Source organism: Sphingomonas oligophenolica, assembly GCF_039522915.1.
In the GTDB taxonomy this organism is placed as follows: domain Bacteria; phylum Pseudomonadota; class Alphaproteobacteria; order Sphingomonadales; family Sphingomonadaceae; genus Sphingomonas; species Sphingomonas oligophenolica.
This window is the reverse complement of the sequence record NZ_BAAAEH010000049.1, coordinates 17,998-37,406: the sequence shown is the minus strand read 5'-3', so window position 1 is coordinate 37,406 and position 19,409 is coordinate 17,998. Positions and strand designations below refer to the sequence as shown.

The following is a 19,409-nucleotide window of genomic DNA, read 5'->3' as shown; positions in this document are numbered from 1 at the left end:
AGCCCATCCCCGACAAGCGATCCAGACAGACTGAGGGGTGCGGGCATGAGCACTGTGATGATTTCCAAACAAGGGTCGGACGCGTTGAAAACACCGCGCCTGGTACGATTGGCGCCCAATTTTCATGTCGCCGTCTTCAGTACGATGAAACTATATCCCGCTTCCTTCATCATCAGGCAGGCTGAAGCACGGGGCGATCTCGGCCCCGATACGATGGTCGTCGAAACCACGTCCGGCACCTTCGGCCTTGCCCTTGCGATGGTCTGTGCCGAGCGCGGCTACCGGCTCTCGCTGGTCGGCGACACGGCGATCGACGAGACGCTTCAGGCCCGGATCATCGCGCTTGGCGCTGATCTTCATATCGTGACCGAGCCGGCCCCGGTCGGTGGCATGCAGCGCGCGCGGCTCGATCGCCTGGCTGCGTTGCGCCAGGAATTTCCCGACCATTTCTGGCCGGCGCAATATGAGAATCCGGACAACAGCACGTCCTATGCCGAACTGGCCGAACATCTCGCCGGCGAGCTCGGCTCGATCGATTGCCTGATCGGAACGGTCGGCACCGGCGGCTCGATGTGCGGCACCGCCGCCGCGCTGGGCACTCTGTGCCGCGGCCTGCATGTCGTCGGGGTGGATACGCATAACAGCGTCTTGTTCGGCCAGCCCGACCGGCCCGGCCGGTTGCTCAGGGGCCTGGGCAACAGCCTGATGCCGCGCAATGTCGACCACACGACCTTCGACGAGGTCTTCTGGGTCAACGCGGCCGATGCGTTCCTGGCGGCGCGCGAGCTTCACCGCCGGCATGCCTTGTTCATGGGCCCGACGAGCGGCGCCGCCTGGCTGACCGCGGCGTGGTGGGCGCGCCAGAATCCCGATCAGCGCGTCGTCGCGATCCTGCCTGACGATGGCCATCGCTATCTCAGCACGGTCTACAACCCCGAATGGATCGAGGAGCGGGGGCTTACCCGCGCTGCCTTGCCCGAAGCGCCGGTCACGGTTGACCATCCCGGCTTCGAGGGCGACCGCTGGAGCCGCTTCGCGTGGCAAAGGCGGCGGATCGAGGAAGTGCTCGCCGGCGCGGAGGTAAGGCAGGTCGCATGACCGGACGAACGGTCGTGTTTCTCGAGAGCAACACGACGGGCACCGGGCGGCTGTTCATGCGGGCTGCCCGGGCTGAAGGGTGCGAGCCGGTGCTGCTCGCGACCCGGCCCGGCCTTTATCCCTTCGCCGAGGAAGAATCGGTCCGCATCGTCGAGATCGACACCGCTGACGAAGCAGCGGTGCTCGAGCTCTGCGAGCAGCTCGCCCGCGATACCGAGCTGAAGGGCCTGACCTCGACGTCCGACTATTACATCCTCTCGGCGGCCAGGCTGGCCGGGCGGCTCGGTCTGCCGGGTCCCTCGGTCGCCGGAATCGAGACCTGTCGCGACAAGCAGCTCCAGCATGAGGCCTTGCGCGCCGCGGGAGTTCGGGTGCCGGCATCGCTGGTCGCCGGCACGCCCGACGAGGCGGCGTCGGCCGCCCGGCAACTCGGGCTCCCGGTTGTGATCAAGCCGGTCGGCGGCAGCGGCAGCGTGGGGGTCAGGCTGTGCCGGACTGAAGACGAGGTGGCGCAGCACGCCGCCGTGCTGCTGAGCCGCACGCTCAACGAACGCGGCATCCCGATCCGGCGCATGATCCTGCTCCAGCAGCTTGTCCAGGGGCCCGAATATTCAGTCGAGACCTTCGCCGGCGAGGTGGTCGGAATCACCGGCAAGCATGTCTCGGATCCGCCGGTCTTCGTCGAGCTCGGCCATGATTTCCCGGCCGCGCTTGACGAGGCGGATGCGCGGGCGATCGCGGCGATCGCGCTTCGGGCCGTGGCCGCGCTCGATCTGAACTGGGGCGCCGCGCATACCGAGCTTCGCCTGACGCCCGGGGGGCCGGTGATCATCGAAGTCAATTCGCGGATGGCCGGCGGCTTCATCCCCGAGCTGGTGCGCCGGGCGACCGGGATCGATCTCATTCGCGAGCTGACCCGGCGGGTCGTCGGGAAGGAGGCGCGCCTCGGCCGCAACGCCGCAGGCCACGCCTCGATCCGCTTCTTCGTGCCGGATCGCAGCGGAACCCTGGCGGCGCTGAACGGCGTCGCCGAGGCGCGGGCGGTGCCGGATGTCTGCGATCTCAGCCTCTACCGTGAGCCCGGCTTCACGGTTGCGCTGGCCGGCGATTTCCATGACAGGATCGGCCATGTGATGACCGCCAGCCACGATGCCGCCGCGGCGCGCGCCAGCGCCGATCATGCGCTGTCGCTGCTGAGCGTGGCGCTGGCCTGAATGTCCGACAAGGCCGGCGACACCGGGCGGATTCGCCGCAGCCTTTCCCGAACAGCGCTCAGGGCGCTCGGCGCTCATGCGGCGGCGCCCAGCCGGGCATGGGAAATGGGATTCATCGCCGAGGTCGACCGGGCACATCTGGTCATGCTGGTCGAATCCGGCCTGCTCGATCGAACACATGCCGCGCGGCTTCTCGCAACGATCGGTCAGCTTGCGGAGAGCGGCTTCGCGGCGCTTGATGGCCTGGAGGCGCCGCGCGGGCTCTACCTGCTCTACGAGAGCCACCTGATCGAGCGCCTCGGGGAAGAGATTGGCGGTGCGCTGCACACGGCGCGGTCCCGCAACGATCTCAACGCGACCGTGCTTCGGCTCCAGCTGCGCGAGCCGGCCGCCGAGTTGATCCGGGCGCTGTTGCGCCTGATTGCCATCCTTCTCGCCAGGGCGCGCCGCTTCGCTGACGTCGTGATGCCGATCTACACCCACGGACAGGCAGCTCTGCCCGGCTCCTACGGCCATTATCTCGCGGCCATCGCTCAGCCGCTGCTGCGCAGTGCCGACGCGCTGCTCCACTGTCTCGACGGCGATCTCGATCTCTGCCCGCTCGGTGCCGGAGCGGTCGGCGGAACCAGCCTGCCGATCAGAACCGAGGTGACGGCGCGGCTGCTCGGCTTCGGCGGCGTCACGTCCAATTCGATCGACGCAGTGGCGTCGCGCGACGTCGTCGTCCGATTGCTTGGCGAGGCGACGATCCTCGGCACCACGCTCAGCCGCCTCGCCACTGATCTGCAGGGCTGGATGAGCGCAGAGTTCGGCTTTCTGTCATTGCCCGATTCGCTGGTCGGCTCGAGCTCGATGATGCCCCAGAAGCGCAACCCCTATCTGCTCGAGCATGTCCAGGGCCGCTCTGCGCGGCCGCTCGGCGCGCTGGTCGCGGCGGTGACCGCGATCCACGCCAAGCCCTTCACCAACAACATCGCGGCCGGTACCGAATCCGCCGCGGGTGTCCGGGATGCGCTGGCCGACGTCACGAGCGCAGTCGACCTCGCCTGCGTCATGGTGAAGGGCGCTGCGCCCCGGCGCGATGTCATGCTGTCGCGCGCCGAAGGGACGTTCCTCGAAGCGACCGAGATCTGCAACCGGCTGGTGCTTGCCGGCATGCCGTTTCGCGCCGCGCATCACCTGGTCGGGGAGGCGATCACCGAGGCGCTCGAGCGCGATCCGCGCGCGCGTGGCGACGCGGTGATCGCTCATGTCGCAGCGGCGATGCCGCATGCCGATCTCGGCGGGCTCGATCCCCGCTCGATCATGCGGGCGAGCCGGTTCGGCGGCGGCCCCGGCAGCATCATGGCGCGCGGCGGCTTCGCCCGCGAGCGCGCCGCGCTGCGGTCGCACGCGGCCGGCCTGAAGCGATGGGTCGATCAGTGGCGCGACGCGGCCCGGGCGCTCGACCGGGAAGCGGCGGCGATCACCGTGCCAGCCTCAGCCTGATACCAGCTCGGCCGGCTCGGCCAGACAGGATCGCAGGCTTTCGGCCAGGCGCGGGGCATGGCGCTCCGCCATCATCGTCACATGGTCGCCGGGCACCCAATGGACGCGAACCGGTGCCGCCGAAACGGCGCGCCAGCCAAGCGCCTCGTCGTCGACCAACGCCATATCGTCATCGGCCATGATGTCGCTCGCCCGGAACAGCGTGATCGGCACCCGCGACGCGACCGGGCGCCAGGCCAGCCGCGCCTCCCGATGGGCCTGGGCGACGCGAAGCAGATTGCGGACGAGCGCGTCGCCCTGCGCGGCCGGGAAGGAACCATCGCGGTCAAAGGCCTCGGAGACGAGGGCGATCTGGTCGTCGATGGCGAGATCGCGCAGGCGGTCGTACGGCAGGTCGACGCCCAGCCCGGTGAAACGCCGGAAGATCGCCACCGCGCCGGCGAGGTCGCGCGCCGTGCGCTCCTGCTCGGACAGGGCCGATGTCCGATCCTCCCGCGCGAAAGCGGTGTCGAACATGGCGAGCAACACCACCTCCTCGCCCTGCGCCGCGAGTTGGCTCGCTATTTCATAAGCGATCAGCCCGCCGAACGAATGCCCACCGAGACGGTAAGGGCCGAGCGGCTGGATCGAGCGCAGCGCCTCGATATAGTCGGCGGCGATCTCGCGCAGGTCGGATTGCGGCGCTGCCTCGCCCGACAGGCCCCGCGCCTGCACGGCATGGACTGGCCGGTCGGCCGCGAGGTGCCGCACCAGCGGCACATAGTTCAGCACGGTGCCGCCGCCGGTATGGACCAGGAACAGGATCTCCGGATCGTCGCCCGACCAGAGCTTCACCACCTGCGACTCAGCGGTCTCCTGGCGGCGGACGACATTGGCGAGATGCTCGATGGTCGGCGCCTCGAACAGGGCGGCGAGCGGCACCCTGCGCTCGAGCCGCTGCTCGATCCGGGTGAGGAGGCGCAGCGCCAGCAGCGAATGGCCGCCGACATCGAAGAAGCTGTCGGTCACGCCGATCTCGCGTGCGCCGAGCAGGTCCTGCCAGATCTGCGCGATCTGAAGCTCGATCGGGTCGCGAGGCGCCACGTGGCGGCCTTCGCGGTCGATCGCGGCCGGATCGATCGCCGGCAACCGGGCGCGATCCAGCTTGTGGTTCGCGGTCAGCGGCAGGTGATCGAGGAAGAGGAAGGCGGACGGAATCATCGCCGCGGGCAATCGCTGGCGTAGGAAGTCGCGCAGGTGCCTGGCATTGCGATCGGCGTCGCGGCTCGGCACCACATAGGCGACCAGCATCGGGCCGCCGGGGTTGTCGGTCCGGACGATGACGGCGCAGGCGGCGACATCCGGGCTCGTGCCGAGGCTGGCGGCGATCTCCATCGGTTCGACGCGGACGCCGCGGACCTTCACCTGATCGTCGGCGCGGCCGAGGAAGTGCAGCAGGCCGGCCGCGTCGGCCATGCCGCGGTCGCCGGTCAGATAGAGCCGGTCATGGGGATCGTCGCTGAACGGACTGGCGACGAAGCGCCGTTCATTCTCGTCCGCAGCGTTGACATAGCCCAGGCTGCGGAACGGGGTGCGGATCGCAATCTCTCCGATCTCCCCGATCCCGCATTGCCGCTGGCCGCTCGTCAGTACGAGCAGCTGGGTCTGCGGCAGCGGCGTTCCGAGCGGCTGGATTCCGCCATGGATCTCGTCGGGAACGACATAGGCGCATTTGGCCAGCGTTGTTTCGGTCGGGCCGTAGAGGTTGATGATCCGGCCGCCCGAGGAAAAGCTGCGGCGCCAATGGCGGACCAGGGTCGCGGTCAGCGGCTCGCCGGCGAAGAATACCAGCCGGAGCGACGGGAGCGCCTCCCCGGGCCCGGCGTCGAGCAACCAGGTCTCGGCAACCGAAGGTACGCTGTGCAGCAGCGTGATGCGCTCGGCGCGCAGCCACGCCACGCTTCGCCCGCTCGCCACCGTCTCGTCGTCGCGCGGCAGCACGAGCTCCGCGCCCGAGACAAGCGGCAGGAAGACGTCGCGCAGCACCACGTCGAACGACATGCCGGTGAGCTGGGCGCAGCGATCGCCGGGACCGACCGCGAAGGTCCGCCGTTGCCAGTCGAGGAAATGGGCGAGCCCGCCGGCTGTGCCGAGCACTGCCTTGGGCGTGCCGGTGCTGCCCGAGGTGAAGAAGATATAGGCGGGATCCTCGAGGCCGGCACGCGGCTCGACCGGTTCGCTCGCTGGCACGGCATCGACAGGCGCGTCGATCATCAGCACGGTCGTCCCAGCCAGCGTATCGAGCCAGGCATCAGCGTCCTGTCGCGGCCCGGCATGAAGCAGGAACCGGGCACTCGCCTGTTCAAGCATCAGTCGCCGGCGCTGCTCGGGCAGGTCGGGGCTGAGCGTCAGCAGGACGCCGCCGGCTTGAAGCACTGCCGCCATCGCGACGATGAAGCCGGCGCTTCGGGCACCGTGCAGGGCAACCACGTCACCCTGGGCGAGGCCGGCCGCGCGCAAGCGTGCGGCGGTTCGCGTCATGCGGGCAGCGAAGTCGGCATAGCTCAGCGCGACGCCGCCTTGCGACACGGCAGGTTCGTCGGGCGTCCGCCGGGCCCAGCGCAGAATGCTGGCCGGGACCGGCTCCTGCTCGGGCCGCTCGATCGGCATGGCCGGATCGGGAAGCGTCGTCAGCGCCGATCGCGTGACGAGATCGAGCGCGCCGATCGCCCGATCCGGATCAGCCGCGACCTGCCGGAGGATCGCGTCGAACTGCTCCAGCAGCGCCGTCATCCGGGCCTCGGTGTAGCGCGCGCGCTGATAGACCAGCCTGAGTTCGAGCGCGCCTTCCCATTCAGTCACGTACAGCACCATCGAGAATTCGCAGCGCTGCGCCTCGGGTCCTTCGAACGACGCGCGCAGCCCGGGCAAGTCCAGGACCCGCGGCGGGCTCGGTGTGAAATTGAAGAAGGTCTCGAACAGGGGGTGGCTGTTCGCGCTGCGGTCGGGCGCGATATCCTGCACCACCTGGTCGAACGGCACTTCATGATGTTCGAGCCCGTCAAGCACGGTGGTGCGGACCCGCGCCAGCGCCTCGCGGAAGCTGAGATCCGGGGTAAGCCGGGTCCGCAGCGCCAGCGTGTTGAGGAACAGGCCGATCAGCGCTTCGGTCTCGAGCCTGATCCGCCCGCTCACCGGCGATCCGACCAGGATATCGTCGCGTCCGGTGGCCCGCATCAGCAGCACCTTGAAGGCAGTCAGCAGGGTTGCGAACAGCGAGCTTTCCTGCTGCCGGCTCAGCGCCTCCAGCTGGTGCCGCAAGCCGATATCGATCACCCGCTCGACCGATGCGCCGGCAAAGTCACGGCTTGCCGTCTCGGCATGGCCGATCCGGTCCGGCGGCAGATCGAGGACTGGCGGGGGGGTCTCGAGCTGCTTGTGCCAGTAATCGAGGCCACGGCGCAGCACGCCGCCCTGCAACCGCTCGCGCTGCCATTCGGCGAAGTCGCCATATTGAATGACCGGCGCTGGAACCACGGGCTCGCGCCCATCGGCGAACGCGGCGTAATGCGCGGCCAGTTCCTCGAGCAATACCCCGATCGACCAGCCATCGCCGACAATATGGTGGATGGCGATGATCAGGAAATGCTCCGCTTCGCCGAGGCGGACCAGCGTCACCCGCAACAGCCGGTCGCGCGCCAGATCGAAACCGCGCTCGGTCTCCTCCGCATAAAGCTGTTGGCACCGGTCCTCGCGCTCCTGCGGCGACAGCGCCGGGTCGCAATCAAGGAGGTCGACCGTCCGGATCGGGAATCCGGAGGGCGGGGCGATCACCTGAATCGGCCGCCCTGCTTTGGCCATGATGTTGGTACGGAGCGACTCATGGCGGCGGACGATCTCGTCGAGCGTCCGCGCCAGCGCGGGCATCGACAATCGCCCGGTCAGGCGCAGCCCCCCGGTGATGATATGAGTCGAATCGGCAGGGGACAGCCGGTCGAGAAACCATTGCCGTTCCTGCGCAAAGGAAAGCGGTGCCTCGTCGCGCGCGCCACGCGAGACGAGGCCGTTGACCGGTCGCGGCGCCTCCTGTTCGAGGCGCGCCAGCCGGCGCAGCAACAGCTCGCGCTGCGCGGGCGACAGCTCCTTGATTCGCGAACTCGTATCAGCCCCAATATCAGCCATCGCTGCCCTCCTCCGACAACAGGCTTTCGAGATCCGCATCGGACAGGCCACCGACCTCGGCGAGCATCCGTGCCAGCATGTCCGGATCGGCCCTGGCGAGCTGGGCGTCGGCGACGATCTGCGCCAGCTCGGCGACGGTCGGCGCCTGCAGCACCGTCGCGAGCGAGACCTCTACCTGCAGCCGAGACGAGATGCGGGCATTGAGCTGGGTCGCGAGCAGCGAATGACCGCCCAGCTCGAAGAAATTGTCGTGGATGCCGATCGGATCGATCGTGAACAGGTCCCGCCAGATATCGGCGAGTGTCTGTTCGAGGTGCCCGCGCGGCGCGACATAGCCGGTGCGGATTTCAGGCCGCTTGTGGAGCGTCAACGGGGTCCCGGTACTGCCCTGCGATTGAGTCATCCATTGGCGAAGCCGGGCGCGCAGGTCGCCGGTCGAGACGATGACATGCGGCGTGCGTGGGAGCGCGAGGATTCGCTCGCACGCGGCGGCGGCTTCGTCGGCCTCCATGAAATAGTCGGCGACCGTGCCGCCCAGCCCGTCAATCGCCGCACGGATATCGGTCAGGCGCCAGCTGTCCCAGTCGATCGATATCCAGGGCGTGCCGCCGGCGCGGCCCTTAAGCCGGGCGAAGGCATCGAGAAACAGATTGGCGCTGCTATAGGCGGCAAAGCCAAGGCCGCCGAGAACCGCTGACAGCGACGACATCAGCACGCAGAAATCGAGCGTCCGGCCGGCGAGCAATTGGTCTAGCACCAGCAGGCCGTGCACCTTGGCCCTGAACTGGATTTCCGAATCCTCGGCCGTTGCCCGCGCGATCTCGCGAAATGTCTCGACGCCGACCGCGCCCGCGCCGTGGAACACGCCGTGAAGCGTGCCGAAGCGCGCATCGGTCTGGTCGAGCACGCGCTTCATCGCCACGGGATCGGCGACATCGGCGCTGGCCGTCAGGATCTCGGCGCCCAATGCCTCTAACCCCTCGAGCCGGCGAATCTGCAGGCTGGTGCGGTCTTCGGCCGGGTGTTCGGCAAGCCATGATGGCCAGTCGGGCCGCGCCGGGAAGGTTGAGCGGCCGACAAGCACCAGTCGCGCCTGGAAGGTGCGCGCCAGATAGGTCGCCATGGCAAGTCCGACGCCGCCGAGCCCTCCGGTCAGCAGATAGACGCCCTTGTGTCGCAACGGCGACTGGCCGGCGGCGGGTGCTTCGAGCCTGACCGGCTCATGATCCTGCACCCAGCGCCGCCCGTTGCGGTAGGCGACGATGGGCGCTTCGATATCCGCGGCGAACTCGGCGAGCATCTGAGCGACCAGCGCGTCGCGGCGGTCGGTATCATCGACCGGAATGTCGGTGTCGAGGCACCGGCAGCTGATCCCCGGCCTCTCCTGCGGGGCGACCATCGCTGGACCGAGCAGGGTGATCTTTTCGGGCGCCAGTCTCTCATGCCCGTCGACGTCGAACAGCCCGTTGCTGACGATCTCGACGCGCAGCCGCTCGACATGGCCGTCCGTCATCAGCCCGGCGAAAAGCCGCATCAGGCTGTGAAAGCCGCCGACCTGCGTCGCGGAGAAGCGCGCGCTCGTCAGCGCCGCGTCGTCGGCCCCGGTGAGCGACCAGAGATGGACAATCGTATCGGGCAGGCCGCCGCCGTCGCGCAAGAGGCTGACAAGGGCGTGATAATCCTCTTCCCGGTGCGGATTCAGGGCGAAGGCGTCGCCGTCCCGCTCGAATCCGTCGCCTTGCGTCACCGTCAGGACGCGCGCGCCGGCGTCGCGCAGTCGCTCGGCGAGCCGCGCGCCTACCCCCTGCTCATCGAGGAACAGCAGCCAGGTTTCGGCAACGGCCTTCCCCGAGCCGCGCAGCGGCGCGGGTTTCCAGAAGGGCAGCTCGAACCAGTTCTCGATCGGACGCCGCCCGCATTGGATGGCGGGCTGGTCACCGGCGATCGGTGGATCGATCCAATGGCGCGCGCGCTCGAAGGGATAGGTCGGCAGCGACACCCGCTTCAGTCCATCGCGCGCCAGCAGGCGCGTCTTGTCGAGCGGCGCGCCCGCCTGCCACAACAGGCCGATGCCGCGCAGCAGCATCGCCGGCTCGGACTGCCGTCCATAGGACCAGCGCATCGTCGGGATCACCGCGCTGGCCCCGCCAAGCCGCTCGCGCGCCGCGAACGCGTGCGCGCTCAACGACTGGCCCGGTCCGAGCTCAAGCAGGATTCGGTTCGGATCGTCGAGCAGGCTTTCCAGGCCGTCCTGGAAGCGCACCGTCCGGCACAGATGCCGAGCCCAATAATGCGGATCGGTCGCCTCGGCATCGCTGATCCAGGTGCCGGTCAGGCAGGAGACATAGGGGATTTGCGGCGGCTGCGGGTCGCTCTCGGCGACGATTGCGGCGAGCTCGTCGATGATCGGGTCCATCATCACGCTGTGATAGGCATAGCCGCTGTTGAGCCGCTGGCAGCTCACGCCTTCCGCGACGAGGCGGCGTTCGAGCTCGGCGATCTGGTCTTCCGCACCCGAAACGATGGTCAGTCGCGCGGTGTTGACCGCCGCGATCGAGACAGTGGCAGGCAGCATCGGCGCCAATTCGGCCTCGCCGAGCGGCACGGCCAGCATGACGCCGGGCGCGACGCGCGACTGGATCAGCCGGGCTCGCGCTGCCACCACGCGGATCGCCTCGGGCAGGGGAAACACTCCCGCCAGGCAGGCGGCGACGAATTCGCCGATGCTGTAGCCGATCATTGCGTCAGGCTCGATTCCCCAACCGCGCAGCAGCTGGGCGAGCGCATATTCAGTGACGAAGATCGCCGGCTGGCCCGCTGTCGGCTGGTCGAGCGGCGAAGGCGATGCGCCGGCATCGGCACCGCGCCGCAGCATCGCGCGCAGATCGAGCTTGCCCGCTGTTTCGGCGCCGGCCGGTTTGACGCTCCCTCCGTCGAGCTCGGGCCGCGACCAGTTCCGGCCGGGGTAGAGGATGTCGCGGATATCACCGTCGGCATGCGGGCGAAGCAGGTCAGCGCAGGCGTCGATCGCCGCGCGGAACACGGGCTCGGTGCAATAAAGCTCCCAGCCCATGCCCGGATAATGATCGCCCAGCCCGGGAAACATGAAGGCGATCGTCTTGCGCTCCGCCGGAACGATCGCAGCGCGGAGGCTGGACGGGTCGTCGAGCGCCTCGGTCGCTTCCGTTACCGTGCCGGCGACCAGGAAGCGGCGATGGTCGAAGTCGCGCCGGCCCACCCGCAGGCTATGCGCCACATCGCCGAGCGGGAGATAGGGATGGCGACGCAAATGGTCGGCGAGGCGTCGCGTTGCCGTATCGAGCGCAGCTGAAGACCGCGCTGAGATCATCAGCAATTCGGCCGGCGCGCTCGGTGCCGGCGGCCGCGGTGCGGGAGGCTCCTCGAGCACCACATGGACGTTGGTCCCGCCAATCCCGAACGAGCTCACGCCCGCGCGCATCGGTGCCGCCCCTTCGTGCAGCCTGAGTTCGGTCGGCACCGTGAAGGTGGCGCCGAAATCGAGGCTGGGATTGGGGTTGCGGTAGTGAAGGCTCGGCGGGATCGCGCGGTGGCGCAGCGCAAGCACGGTCTTGATCAGCCCGGCGATGCCCGCCGCCGCGTCGACATGGCCGATATTGCTCTTCACTGAGCCGATCGCACAGGGCGCTGTGCGTGCCGCGACGCCGAATATCTCCTTCAGCGCGGCGACCTCGATCGGATCACCGAGCAGCGTGCCCGCGGCATGCGCTTCGATCATCGCAACCGAAGCTGGCGCCACATCGGCAATCGCCAATGCCTCGGCGATGACCTGTACCTGGGGGGAAACGCTCGGCGCGGTGAAGCCGACCTTGTCGCGGCCATCATTGTTGATCGCCGAGCCGCGGATCACGGCATGGATGGTATCGCCATCGGCAATCGCATCCTCGAGCCGCTTCAGCAGCACCGCGCCCGCGCCGTCGCTCGAAACGGTGCCCCGCGCCTCGGCATCGAAAGGCCGGCAATGGCCATCGGGCGAGAGGATGCCGCCTTCCTCGTAGCGATAGCCGGTGACGAGCGGCAGGTGGACCGAGGTGCCGCCGGCGAGCGCCATGTCGCTCTCCTGCGACAACAGGCTCTGGCAGGCGAGATGGACGGCCGCGAGCGAAGTCGAGCAGGCGGTACCGACGCTGATGCTGGGTCCCTTTAGGTCGAGCAGATAGGAGGTTCGCGTCGCGAGGAAGGTCGGGTCATTGCCGAGCGCGACCTGGAAGATCCCGCTTTCCTCGATCAGAGTCGTATTGGGCCACAGATTGCGGAGCAGATAGGAGCTGAGGATGCTGCCGGCGAACACCCCGATTGGCCCCGGGAAGTGCCGTGGCTCATATCCCGCATCCTCGAACGCCATCCACGCGCATTCGAGGAAGATCCGCTGCTGCGGGTCCATCAGCGCAGCCTCGAACGGGCTGAAGCCGAAGAATGCGGCGTCGAGGCAATCGACCTGGTCGACCACCCCCTTGGCGCCGACATAGCCGGGCTGGGCCGAGAGGGCGCGATCGATTCCGGCGGCTTCGAGCTCAGCTGCGCTGAACCGGGTGATCGCTTCGCCGCCGCTGCTCAGCAGATCCCAGAAGGCGTCGGGCGAATCGGCGCCCGGAAAGCGGCAGGCCATGCCGATCACGGCGATGCAGCCTGGTGGGAAGGCGTCCGGCGCTGATGTCATGCCGGCGTTCCAGCGCTGATCCGCGCTCGCCTGTCGCTGGTCCGGATACGCGCCTCCTGCCGGGCGGCCGCGCGAGTCGGGGCCGTGGCGGCATTGACCTCGAGCTTCACCGCGCCCGATGCCAGGCGGCCGAGGTGGCGGGCGAGGCTTTCGACCGTGGGATATTTGAACAGGTCAGTGATCGCGACCGAGCGATGCGCGTCAGTGCGGATCCGATCCTGCACCGCGAGCAGCAGCAGCGAATGGCCACCCTGTTCGAAGAAATTGGTCTGAACGCCGACATGGTCGATCCCGAGCAGATCCTGCCAGATCGTCGCGATCAGTCGCTCGGTCTCATCGCCCGGCGCAGCGCCACGGCCGTTTGCCGTCACCGCCACCGTCGGCACCCGCTTAAGCAAGGCACGGCGATCGAGCTTGCCACTCGAGCTCAGCGGCAGGTGATCGATCGCGACGATCGTCGACGGCACCATATAGGCCGGCAGCCGTTCGCGCAGCGTGTCGCGCAACGTCACCTCGTCGAGTCCCACAGCCTGCGCCATCCAGGCAGGGGGCACCACGAAGGCGACGAGCCGTCGGTCCTCGTTGCTCTCGCCGACAGCCAGTACCGCGGCTTCACGCACCATGGGTTGTTCGCGCAGCACCGCCTCGATCTCGCCCAGCTCGACGCGAAACCCGCGAATCTTCACCTGCTCGTCGAGCCGGCCGAGATAGTCGATCGTCCCGTCGGCGCCGAAGCGCGCGACATCGCCCGTTCGGTAAAGCCGTGCCGCTTCGTCGCCTGAAAACGGATCGGGCACGAAAGCGGCCTCGGTCAGATCGGGGCGGCGCCAATAGCCGCGCGCGACGCCCGGCCCACCGATATGGAGATGACCTGCCACGCCAGCCGAGACCGGGTTCATCGCTTCGTCGAGGATATAGACACGCGAATGACCGCTCGGCCGACCGATCGACGGCTTGCCGCTGCCCGGCACCACCTCGGCGAAGCTGGCGCAGACCGTTGCCTCGGTCGGGCCATAGGCATTGAAGAAGCGCCGGCCGGGCGCCCAGCGATCGACCAGCTCGGCGGGGCAGGCCTCGCCGGCGACGACCAGGGTACGCAGCGCGGGCAGCTCGGCTGCCGGCAGGCGAAGCAGGACTGACGGCGGAATCGTCAGCATGTCGATCTTCCACCGCGCGAGCAAATCCATCATCTCGGCCGAAGGCGTCAGTTCGGCGCGGGGCGCCATGTAGAGGCATGCGCCCGAGAGCAGTGTCGCGAAGATTTCCCAGACCGAGGCGTCGAAGCCGAAGGACGAGAATTGCAGCACATGACCGCCCGGCCCGATCCCGAAGGCGTCGGTCTGCATTTCGACAAGGTGGCGGAGCGAGCGATGGGTGATCACCACGCCTTTGCGTCGACCGGTCGAGCCGGAGGTGTAGATCAGATAGGCGGCATTCCCGGGCGCCGCCGCTTCGGGCAAATCGTCATCGGGGGCGCCGGGCTTGTCGGCCCAGTTTTCCGCAAGCGCCAGGATCGGTACCTGGTGCACGCCGGAAAGCGCGTCGATCACGTCGAACTGGCTGAGCACGACACGCGGTGCGCAATCGGCGATCAGCTCGCCGAGCAGCGCGGATGGCAGGCTCGGGTCGAGCGGCACATAGCAGCCGCCTGCCTTGAGTACCGCCAGTACCGCGACGAGGCGGCTCGGCGACGCTTCCATGCAGATCGCGACGCGCTCCTCCGGCGCGACGCCAAAGCCCCGCAGGCGCCGGGCAAGCTGGTTGGCGCGCGCGTTGAGCGTCGCGTAGCTCAGCTCGATATCGCCGTCCGCCGCATGGAAGACCGCCGCCGGTGCATCGGGGGATCGGCGGACCTGCGCCTCGAACAGGCGCGCAATCGAGTCGTCAGGGCGCCGGCATGCGTCCGACACCGGCGCCGGTGCGCGGCTCCAGGCGTCGATCAGCAACCGGCGCTCCTCGGCCGTCATATGGTCGAGCTCGGCCAGAGGCCGGTCGCCGTGCCGTGCCATCGCTGCCAGCAGGCTGTGCAGATGCCCGAGCAGCCGGCGGATTTCAGCAAGGTCGAAGCGGTCGTGATCGAAGCCGACCCCGAGCACGCTGCGCGCCCGGACCGCCAGCATCACCGTCAGCGGAATATTGGCCCGCTCGACAAAGTCGATCTCGCCGAGCGCCAGCCCGCCGCCGCTCAGCCCGAGCTGGTGCGAGGGGAAGTCCTCGACCACCAACAGGCTCTCGAACAGGGGGCGGCCGCGCGGCACCGCGCTCCAGCCCTGGACGTCGGCGAGCGCTGCATGCTCATGCCGGCGCGCCGCCACCTGGTCCTGCTGCAGGTCCTTGAGCCAGGCGGAAAGCGTGGCGGCGGGGTCGATGGCGATGCGCGCGGGCAGGGTGTTGATGAACAGGCCGACCATCGTTTCGACGCCGTCGAGCTCGGGCGGCCGCCCGGCGACCGCCGTGCCGAACAAGACTTGCCGTTGCCCGCCATAGCGGGCGAGCAGCAGCGCCCACGCGCCCTGAACCAACGTGTTGAGCGTCACGCCATGCGTTCGTGCCGCCGCCCTCAGCCCGGCGATCGCGTCTGCCGAGATCTCAAGCAGCTCAAGACTGTAACCGCCGTCGCCTTCGCCAGCATCGCGGCCGATGCCCAGCGGTGTCGGTTCCGAAAATCCGGCGAGCTGATTGCGCCAGAAATGCTCGGCCTCGCTTTTGCCGAGGCTTTGCTGCCAGGCGATGAAATCGCGATAGGGGCGGACCGGCGCCAGTTCGGGCGGCCGCCCGTCGCGCGCCGCTTCGTAGGCGGCGAACACCTCTTCGAGGATGATCGGCACCGACCAGGCGTCGAGGATCGCGTGATGCCAGGTCCAGACCAGATGATGGCTGTCATCGCCAAGGCTGACCAGCTTGAGTCGCATCAGCGGCGCTCGTGCAAGATCGAAGCCGCGCGCGCGTTCGTCCCGGCGCAGCGCGGCCAATTGCCCGGCCTGATCACCGGAGTTGCGCCAGTCCACCACCTCGAGCGGCAGCCGCACGCGCGGCCCCGCAACCTGCAGCGGTTCGGCCAGCCCGGCCCAGGCAAAGGCGGTTCTGAGCGGCGCGTGGCGCTGCAGGGCTGTCTCCCACGCCGCCCGGAAGGCTGCGAGATCGACGATGCCGTGCAGCGCACAATCGAGCTGCTCGACATAGACGTCGGAACCGGGCGCCGAGACGCTGTGGAAGACCATGCCCTTCTGCATGGGAGACAGGGGATAGACCTCGGGCGCGGCGCGATCGGTCATGGCTCAGCCCTTGGCCGCGATGTCGGTCGGGGTGTCATCGTCCTCCAGATCGTCGTCGAAGCTGACCAGCTCGAGCGCGCGTTTGAGATTCTCCGGCGCGACGAGCGGCGGCGCGGCCTCGGCCGGCTGCGGTGACACCCAGCCGCCGGAGCTGAACCGGTCGCCCAGTTGCTCGGCGAGCGCGGCGATAGTGCGGTGAACGAATAGATCGACGGGCTCGACCGGCAGCCCGGCCTGCCGGCACCGCGCGGCGACCTGGATGCTTCGAATCGAATCGCCGCCGCTTTCGAAAAAGTCCTCGGTCACGCTAACGGGATCGCGCTTCAGCAAATGCCCCCAGATCGCGGCGATGGTCGCCTCGATTCCGGTTCGCGGCGCGACGATCGGCGCGGCGGCGGCGGTGCGCCATTCAGGCGCTGGCAGGCGGTGCTGATCGAGCTTGCCATTGGCGGTGAGCGGCAAGGCGGGCAGCGCGACGAAGGTCGAGGGGATCATCGAATAAGGCAGGGTCGCCGCGAGGAAGGGCCGCAGGCTCTCCAGGTTCGCCAGCGCACCCGCGTCGGTCGCAACCACATAGGCGACGAGCCGGCGCTCGCCTGACGGGCCGGGGCGCGCCAGCACCGCAGCCTCGGCCACGTCGGGATGGCGGCACAGTGCCGTCTCGATCTCGCCCGGCTCGATCCGCAGCCCATGCAGCTTGATCATATGGTCAGTGCGACCGAGGAAATCGATCAGTCCGTCGGCCCGGCGCCGCGCCATGTCGCGTGTCCGGTAAAGCCGCGCGTCGGCGGTTGTCCCATAGGGGTCGGGGATGAAGGCAGCCGCGGTGCGCTCGGCATCGCCGCGATAGCCCCGCCCGACACCGATGCCGCCGATATAGAGCTCGCCGACCACCCCGGCCGGGACCGGGGCAAGCCTGGCGTCGAGGACATGGGCGCTCATATTGGCGATCGGCCGGCCAACCGATACGACCGGCAGGGCTGCGTCGGCCGGCTCGATCCGATCGAGCCGGTAATGGCATTGATCGTCCGAGCATTCAGTCGAGCCATAGGTGTTGAGGATCGGGATCGCCGGATAGAGATCGAACCAGCGCCGGCACAATTCGGTCGGCAACGCTTCGCCGGTCGGAATCATCCAGCGCAAAGGCGCGAGATCGGGCGGGCCGCCGTCGCGGCTTTCGACTTCCTCGAGGATCGCGCGCAGCATCGACGGCACGATCTGGAGCATCGTCACCCCGCGCTGCCTGATTTCCTGAAGGAGCTCGGTCGGATCTTCTGCGATCGCATCGGGAATGACGACCACCCGCCCGCCGGCAACCAGCGGCGCCAGGCTCTGCCAGACCACCACGTCAAAGGATTGCGGCGCATTCTGCGCAAGCACGTCGGCCGCGGTGAAATCGAGATCGGACAATTTGCCGAGGACGTGGTTCACCATCCCGCGATGCTCGACCATCACCCCCTTGGGCTGGCCGGTCGAGCCCGAAGTGTACATGGTATAGGCAAGGTCGCCGCCGGCGGCCGGAAGCGGCAGCGAATGCCCGGCGGCTTGGCCCGCAAGCGTCTCGAAGGTCATGACGCGCGGGCGCCGGTCAGACGGGCTCTCGGCCAGCGCCGCTTCAAGGCCGGCCGCGAACGCCTCTTCGGTCAGCACCAGCGCCAGGTCGCTATTCTCCAGCACCACCCGGCTGCGCGCCGGCGGGTTGCGCGGATCGAGCGGCAGGAAGGCGCCGCCCGCCTTCATGATCGCGAGCAGCGCCGTCACGAAATCGATGCCGCGCTGCATGACCACCGCGACCAGCTTTTCGCGGCCGACGCCTTGCGCGGCGAGCGCCCGGGCAACGCTCTCGACGCGCTCCTGCAACGCCGCATAGCTCAGCGCGTCATCGCCGCACCTGATGGCGATGGCCTGCCCATCCGCTGCCGCGCGGGTTTCGAACAGCGCGCAGACCGTGGTTTCGACGGGTGGCGCAACCAGAGGACCACGCCCCGCGTCGAGCACGGCAGCGATTTGGTCCTCGGCCAGCAGCGAGAAGGCGCCGATCTCGCGGTCGGGGTCGGCGACCATCTGGCGCAGCAACACCTCGAAGCTCGACGCGATTCGTTCGATCGTCCCGGCATCGAAAAGGTCGGCGGCGAATTTCCATGCCCCGATCAACGCGCCCGAATCGGTCTTCTTCATTTCGAGGTTGAGGTCGAACTGGCCGTCCTGCTGCGCCAGCGGCCATGGCTCGAGCAGGAGGTCGGCAAAGGGCACCGGCGGCTCGTCCGGTGCGGGCAGCAGGGTGCGCTGTAGCTCGGGATAGCGGTGGAATTTCTGCAACACGAACGTCGTCTGGAAGATCGGCGAGCGGCTGATGTCGCGCGGCGGCTGCAGCGCATCGACGATCAGCGAGAAGGGGCAGTCCTGATGCTTCAGCGCCTCGATCACAGCCCTGCGCGTGTCGGCGAGGCAGGCGCGGAAGCTGCGATCGTTCGAAAAGCTTCCGCGGATCGGGAGCATGTTGATGAAATCGCCGATCAGGTCGGCCAGCCCCGCCTGGTGCCGGCCCGAGCTCGGCGTGCCGACGATGATGGTCTCCTGCCCGCCATAGCGATGCAGCAGCGCCTGATAGGCAGCCATGAGCAGCATGAAGAGAGTGGCATCCTCGGCGCCGGCGAGCCGCTCGAGATCGCGGGTGAGGCCAGCGTCGATCCGGCGCACCACGGTGCCGCCGCTGAAGGTCTGCGCCGGGGGGCGCTGCCGGTCGCCCGGCAGGTCGAGGACGGGCAGCTCGCCGGCAAGCGCATCGCGCCAATAAGCGAGATGCGGGTTGTCGTCGGCCTGTCCGTCGGCAGGGCGCTGCGCTCGGACATAGTCCTCATAGCTGACCGACAGGGCCGGCAGGACGGTGGCCTTGCCGCTGGTCTCGGCGGCATAGACGAGACGAAGCTCATCGAGCAGCACGATCAGCGACCACAGATCGCCGACGATATGCGGCAGCGTGAACAGCAGCACATGATGGTCAGCCGCGCGGCGGAACAGCGAAACGCGCAGGGCGGCATTGGTCGCCAGGTCGAACGGGCGCTGCGCCTCCTGGCGGACTGCCTCGCGCACCTGCTCGTCAGTCCAGGAGGCGGCATCGGTCTCGACCAGATCGACTGGCCAATGCTCGCGGGCGCGCTGCTGGATCAGCCCGGCGTCGTCCCTGAATTCGGTGCGCAGCCCGGCATGGCGGTCCGACAGGATCTGTAGCGACCGGCGCAGCGCCGGCACGTCGAGCGGCCCCCGCACGCCCATCGGCAGGGCAATCGAATAGGCCCAGCTTTGCGGCGCCAGCTTCCACAGGAACCAGAGCGCCTCCTGTCCGTGCGACAGCGGATGCCAGCCGCCGGTGACGCCCATCTTCTCGCGCACCAGCTGTTTCAGCCGGCTTTTCAGAAGCTCCTTCGAGGCATCCGACATCCGTGCGGCCGTGAAGGGATCGTCGCTCATGAT

At 68.5% G+C, this 19,409-nt stretch carries 7 protein-coding genes; 3 read left to right on the top strand and 4 right to left on the bottom strand.

Annotated features, from left to right (window positions below):
- The first annotated feature begins 45 nt into the window (after window positions 1-45).
- From ABD050_RS23640 to argH, 3 genes are read left to right on the top strand one after another with little or no spacing between them, the layout of a single operon-like run.
- Complete coding sequence (locus ABD050_RS23640) at window positions 46-1,098, top strand: cysteine synthase family protein (RefSeq protein WP_343891992.1); 1,053 nt, start codon at window positions 46-48, stop codon at window positions 1,096-1,098.
- Window positions 1,095-2,312 carry an ATP-grasp domain-containing protein gene (locus ABD050_RS23635; protein ID WP_343891991.1) on the top strand — a complete coding sequence of 406 codons (1,218 nt, stop codon included), beginning with the start codon at window positions 1,095-1,097 and terminating at the stop codon, window positions 2,310-2,312. Before ABD050_RS23640 ends, ABD050_RS23635 begins: the two co-directional genes overlap by 4 nt.
- Complete coding sequence (gene argH / locus ABD050_RS23630; protein ID WP_343891990.1) at window positions 2,313-3,800, top strand: argininosuccinate lyase; 1,488 nt, start codon at window positions 2,313-2,315, stop codon at window positions 3,798-3,800. It begins immediately after the preceding gene.
- On the opposite strand, the gene ABD050_RS23625 is transcribed toward argH, so the two are convergent.
- The 4 genes from ABD050_RS23625 to ABD050_RS23610 are packed head-to-tail and all read right to left on the bottom strand — an operon-like array spanning window position 3,792 to window position 19,406.
- Window positions 3,792-7,961 carry a non-ribosomal peptide synthetase gene (locus ABD050_RS23625; protein WP_343891989.1) on the bottom strand — a complete coding sequence of 1,390 codons (4,170 nt, stop codon included), beginning with the start codon at window positions 7,959-7,961 and terminating at the stop codon, window positions 3,792-3,794. The genes argH and ABD050_RS23625 overlap by 9 nt on opposite strands.
- A complete protein-coding gene (locus ABD050_RS23620) occupies window positions 7,954-12,660 on the bottom strand; it encodes a type I polyketide synthase (RefSeq protein WP_343891988.1) in 4,707 nt (1,568 codons plus the stop codon). The genes ABD050_RS23625 and ABD050_RS23620 overlap by 8 nt, the downstream gene beginning before the upstream one ends.
- The gene (locus ABD050_RS23615) at window positions 12,657-15,935 is read right to left on the bottom strand and encodes an amino acid adenylation domain-containing protein (RefSeq protein WP_343891987.1); all 3,279 of its coding nucleotides are present in this window, start codon (window positions 15,933-15,935) and stop codon (window positions 12,657-12,659) included. Before ABD050_RS23615 ends, ABD050_RS23620 begins: the two co-directional genes overlap by 4 nt.
- A 3-nt stretch (window positions 15,936-15,938) precedes the next feature.
- Entirely contained in the window at window positions 15,939-19,406 is a 3,468-nt protein-coding gene (locus tag ABD050_RS23610) for a non-ribosomal peptide synthetase (protein WP_343891986.1), read from the bottom strand.
- Window positions 19,407-19,409 lie beyond the last annotated feature (3 nt).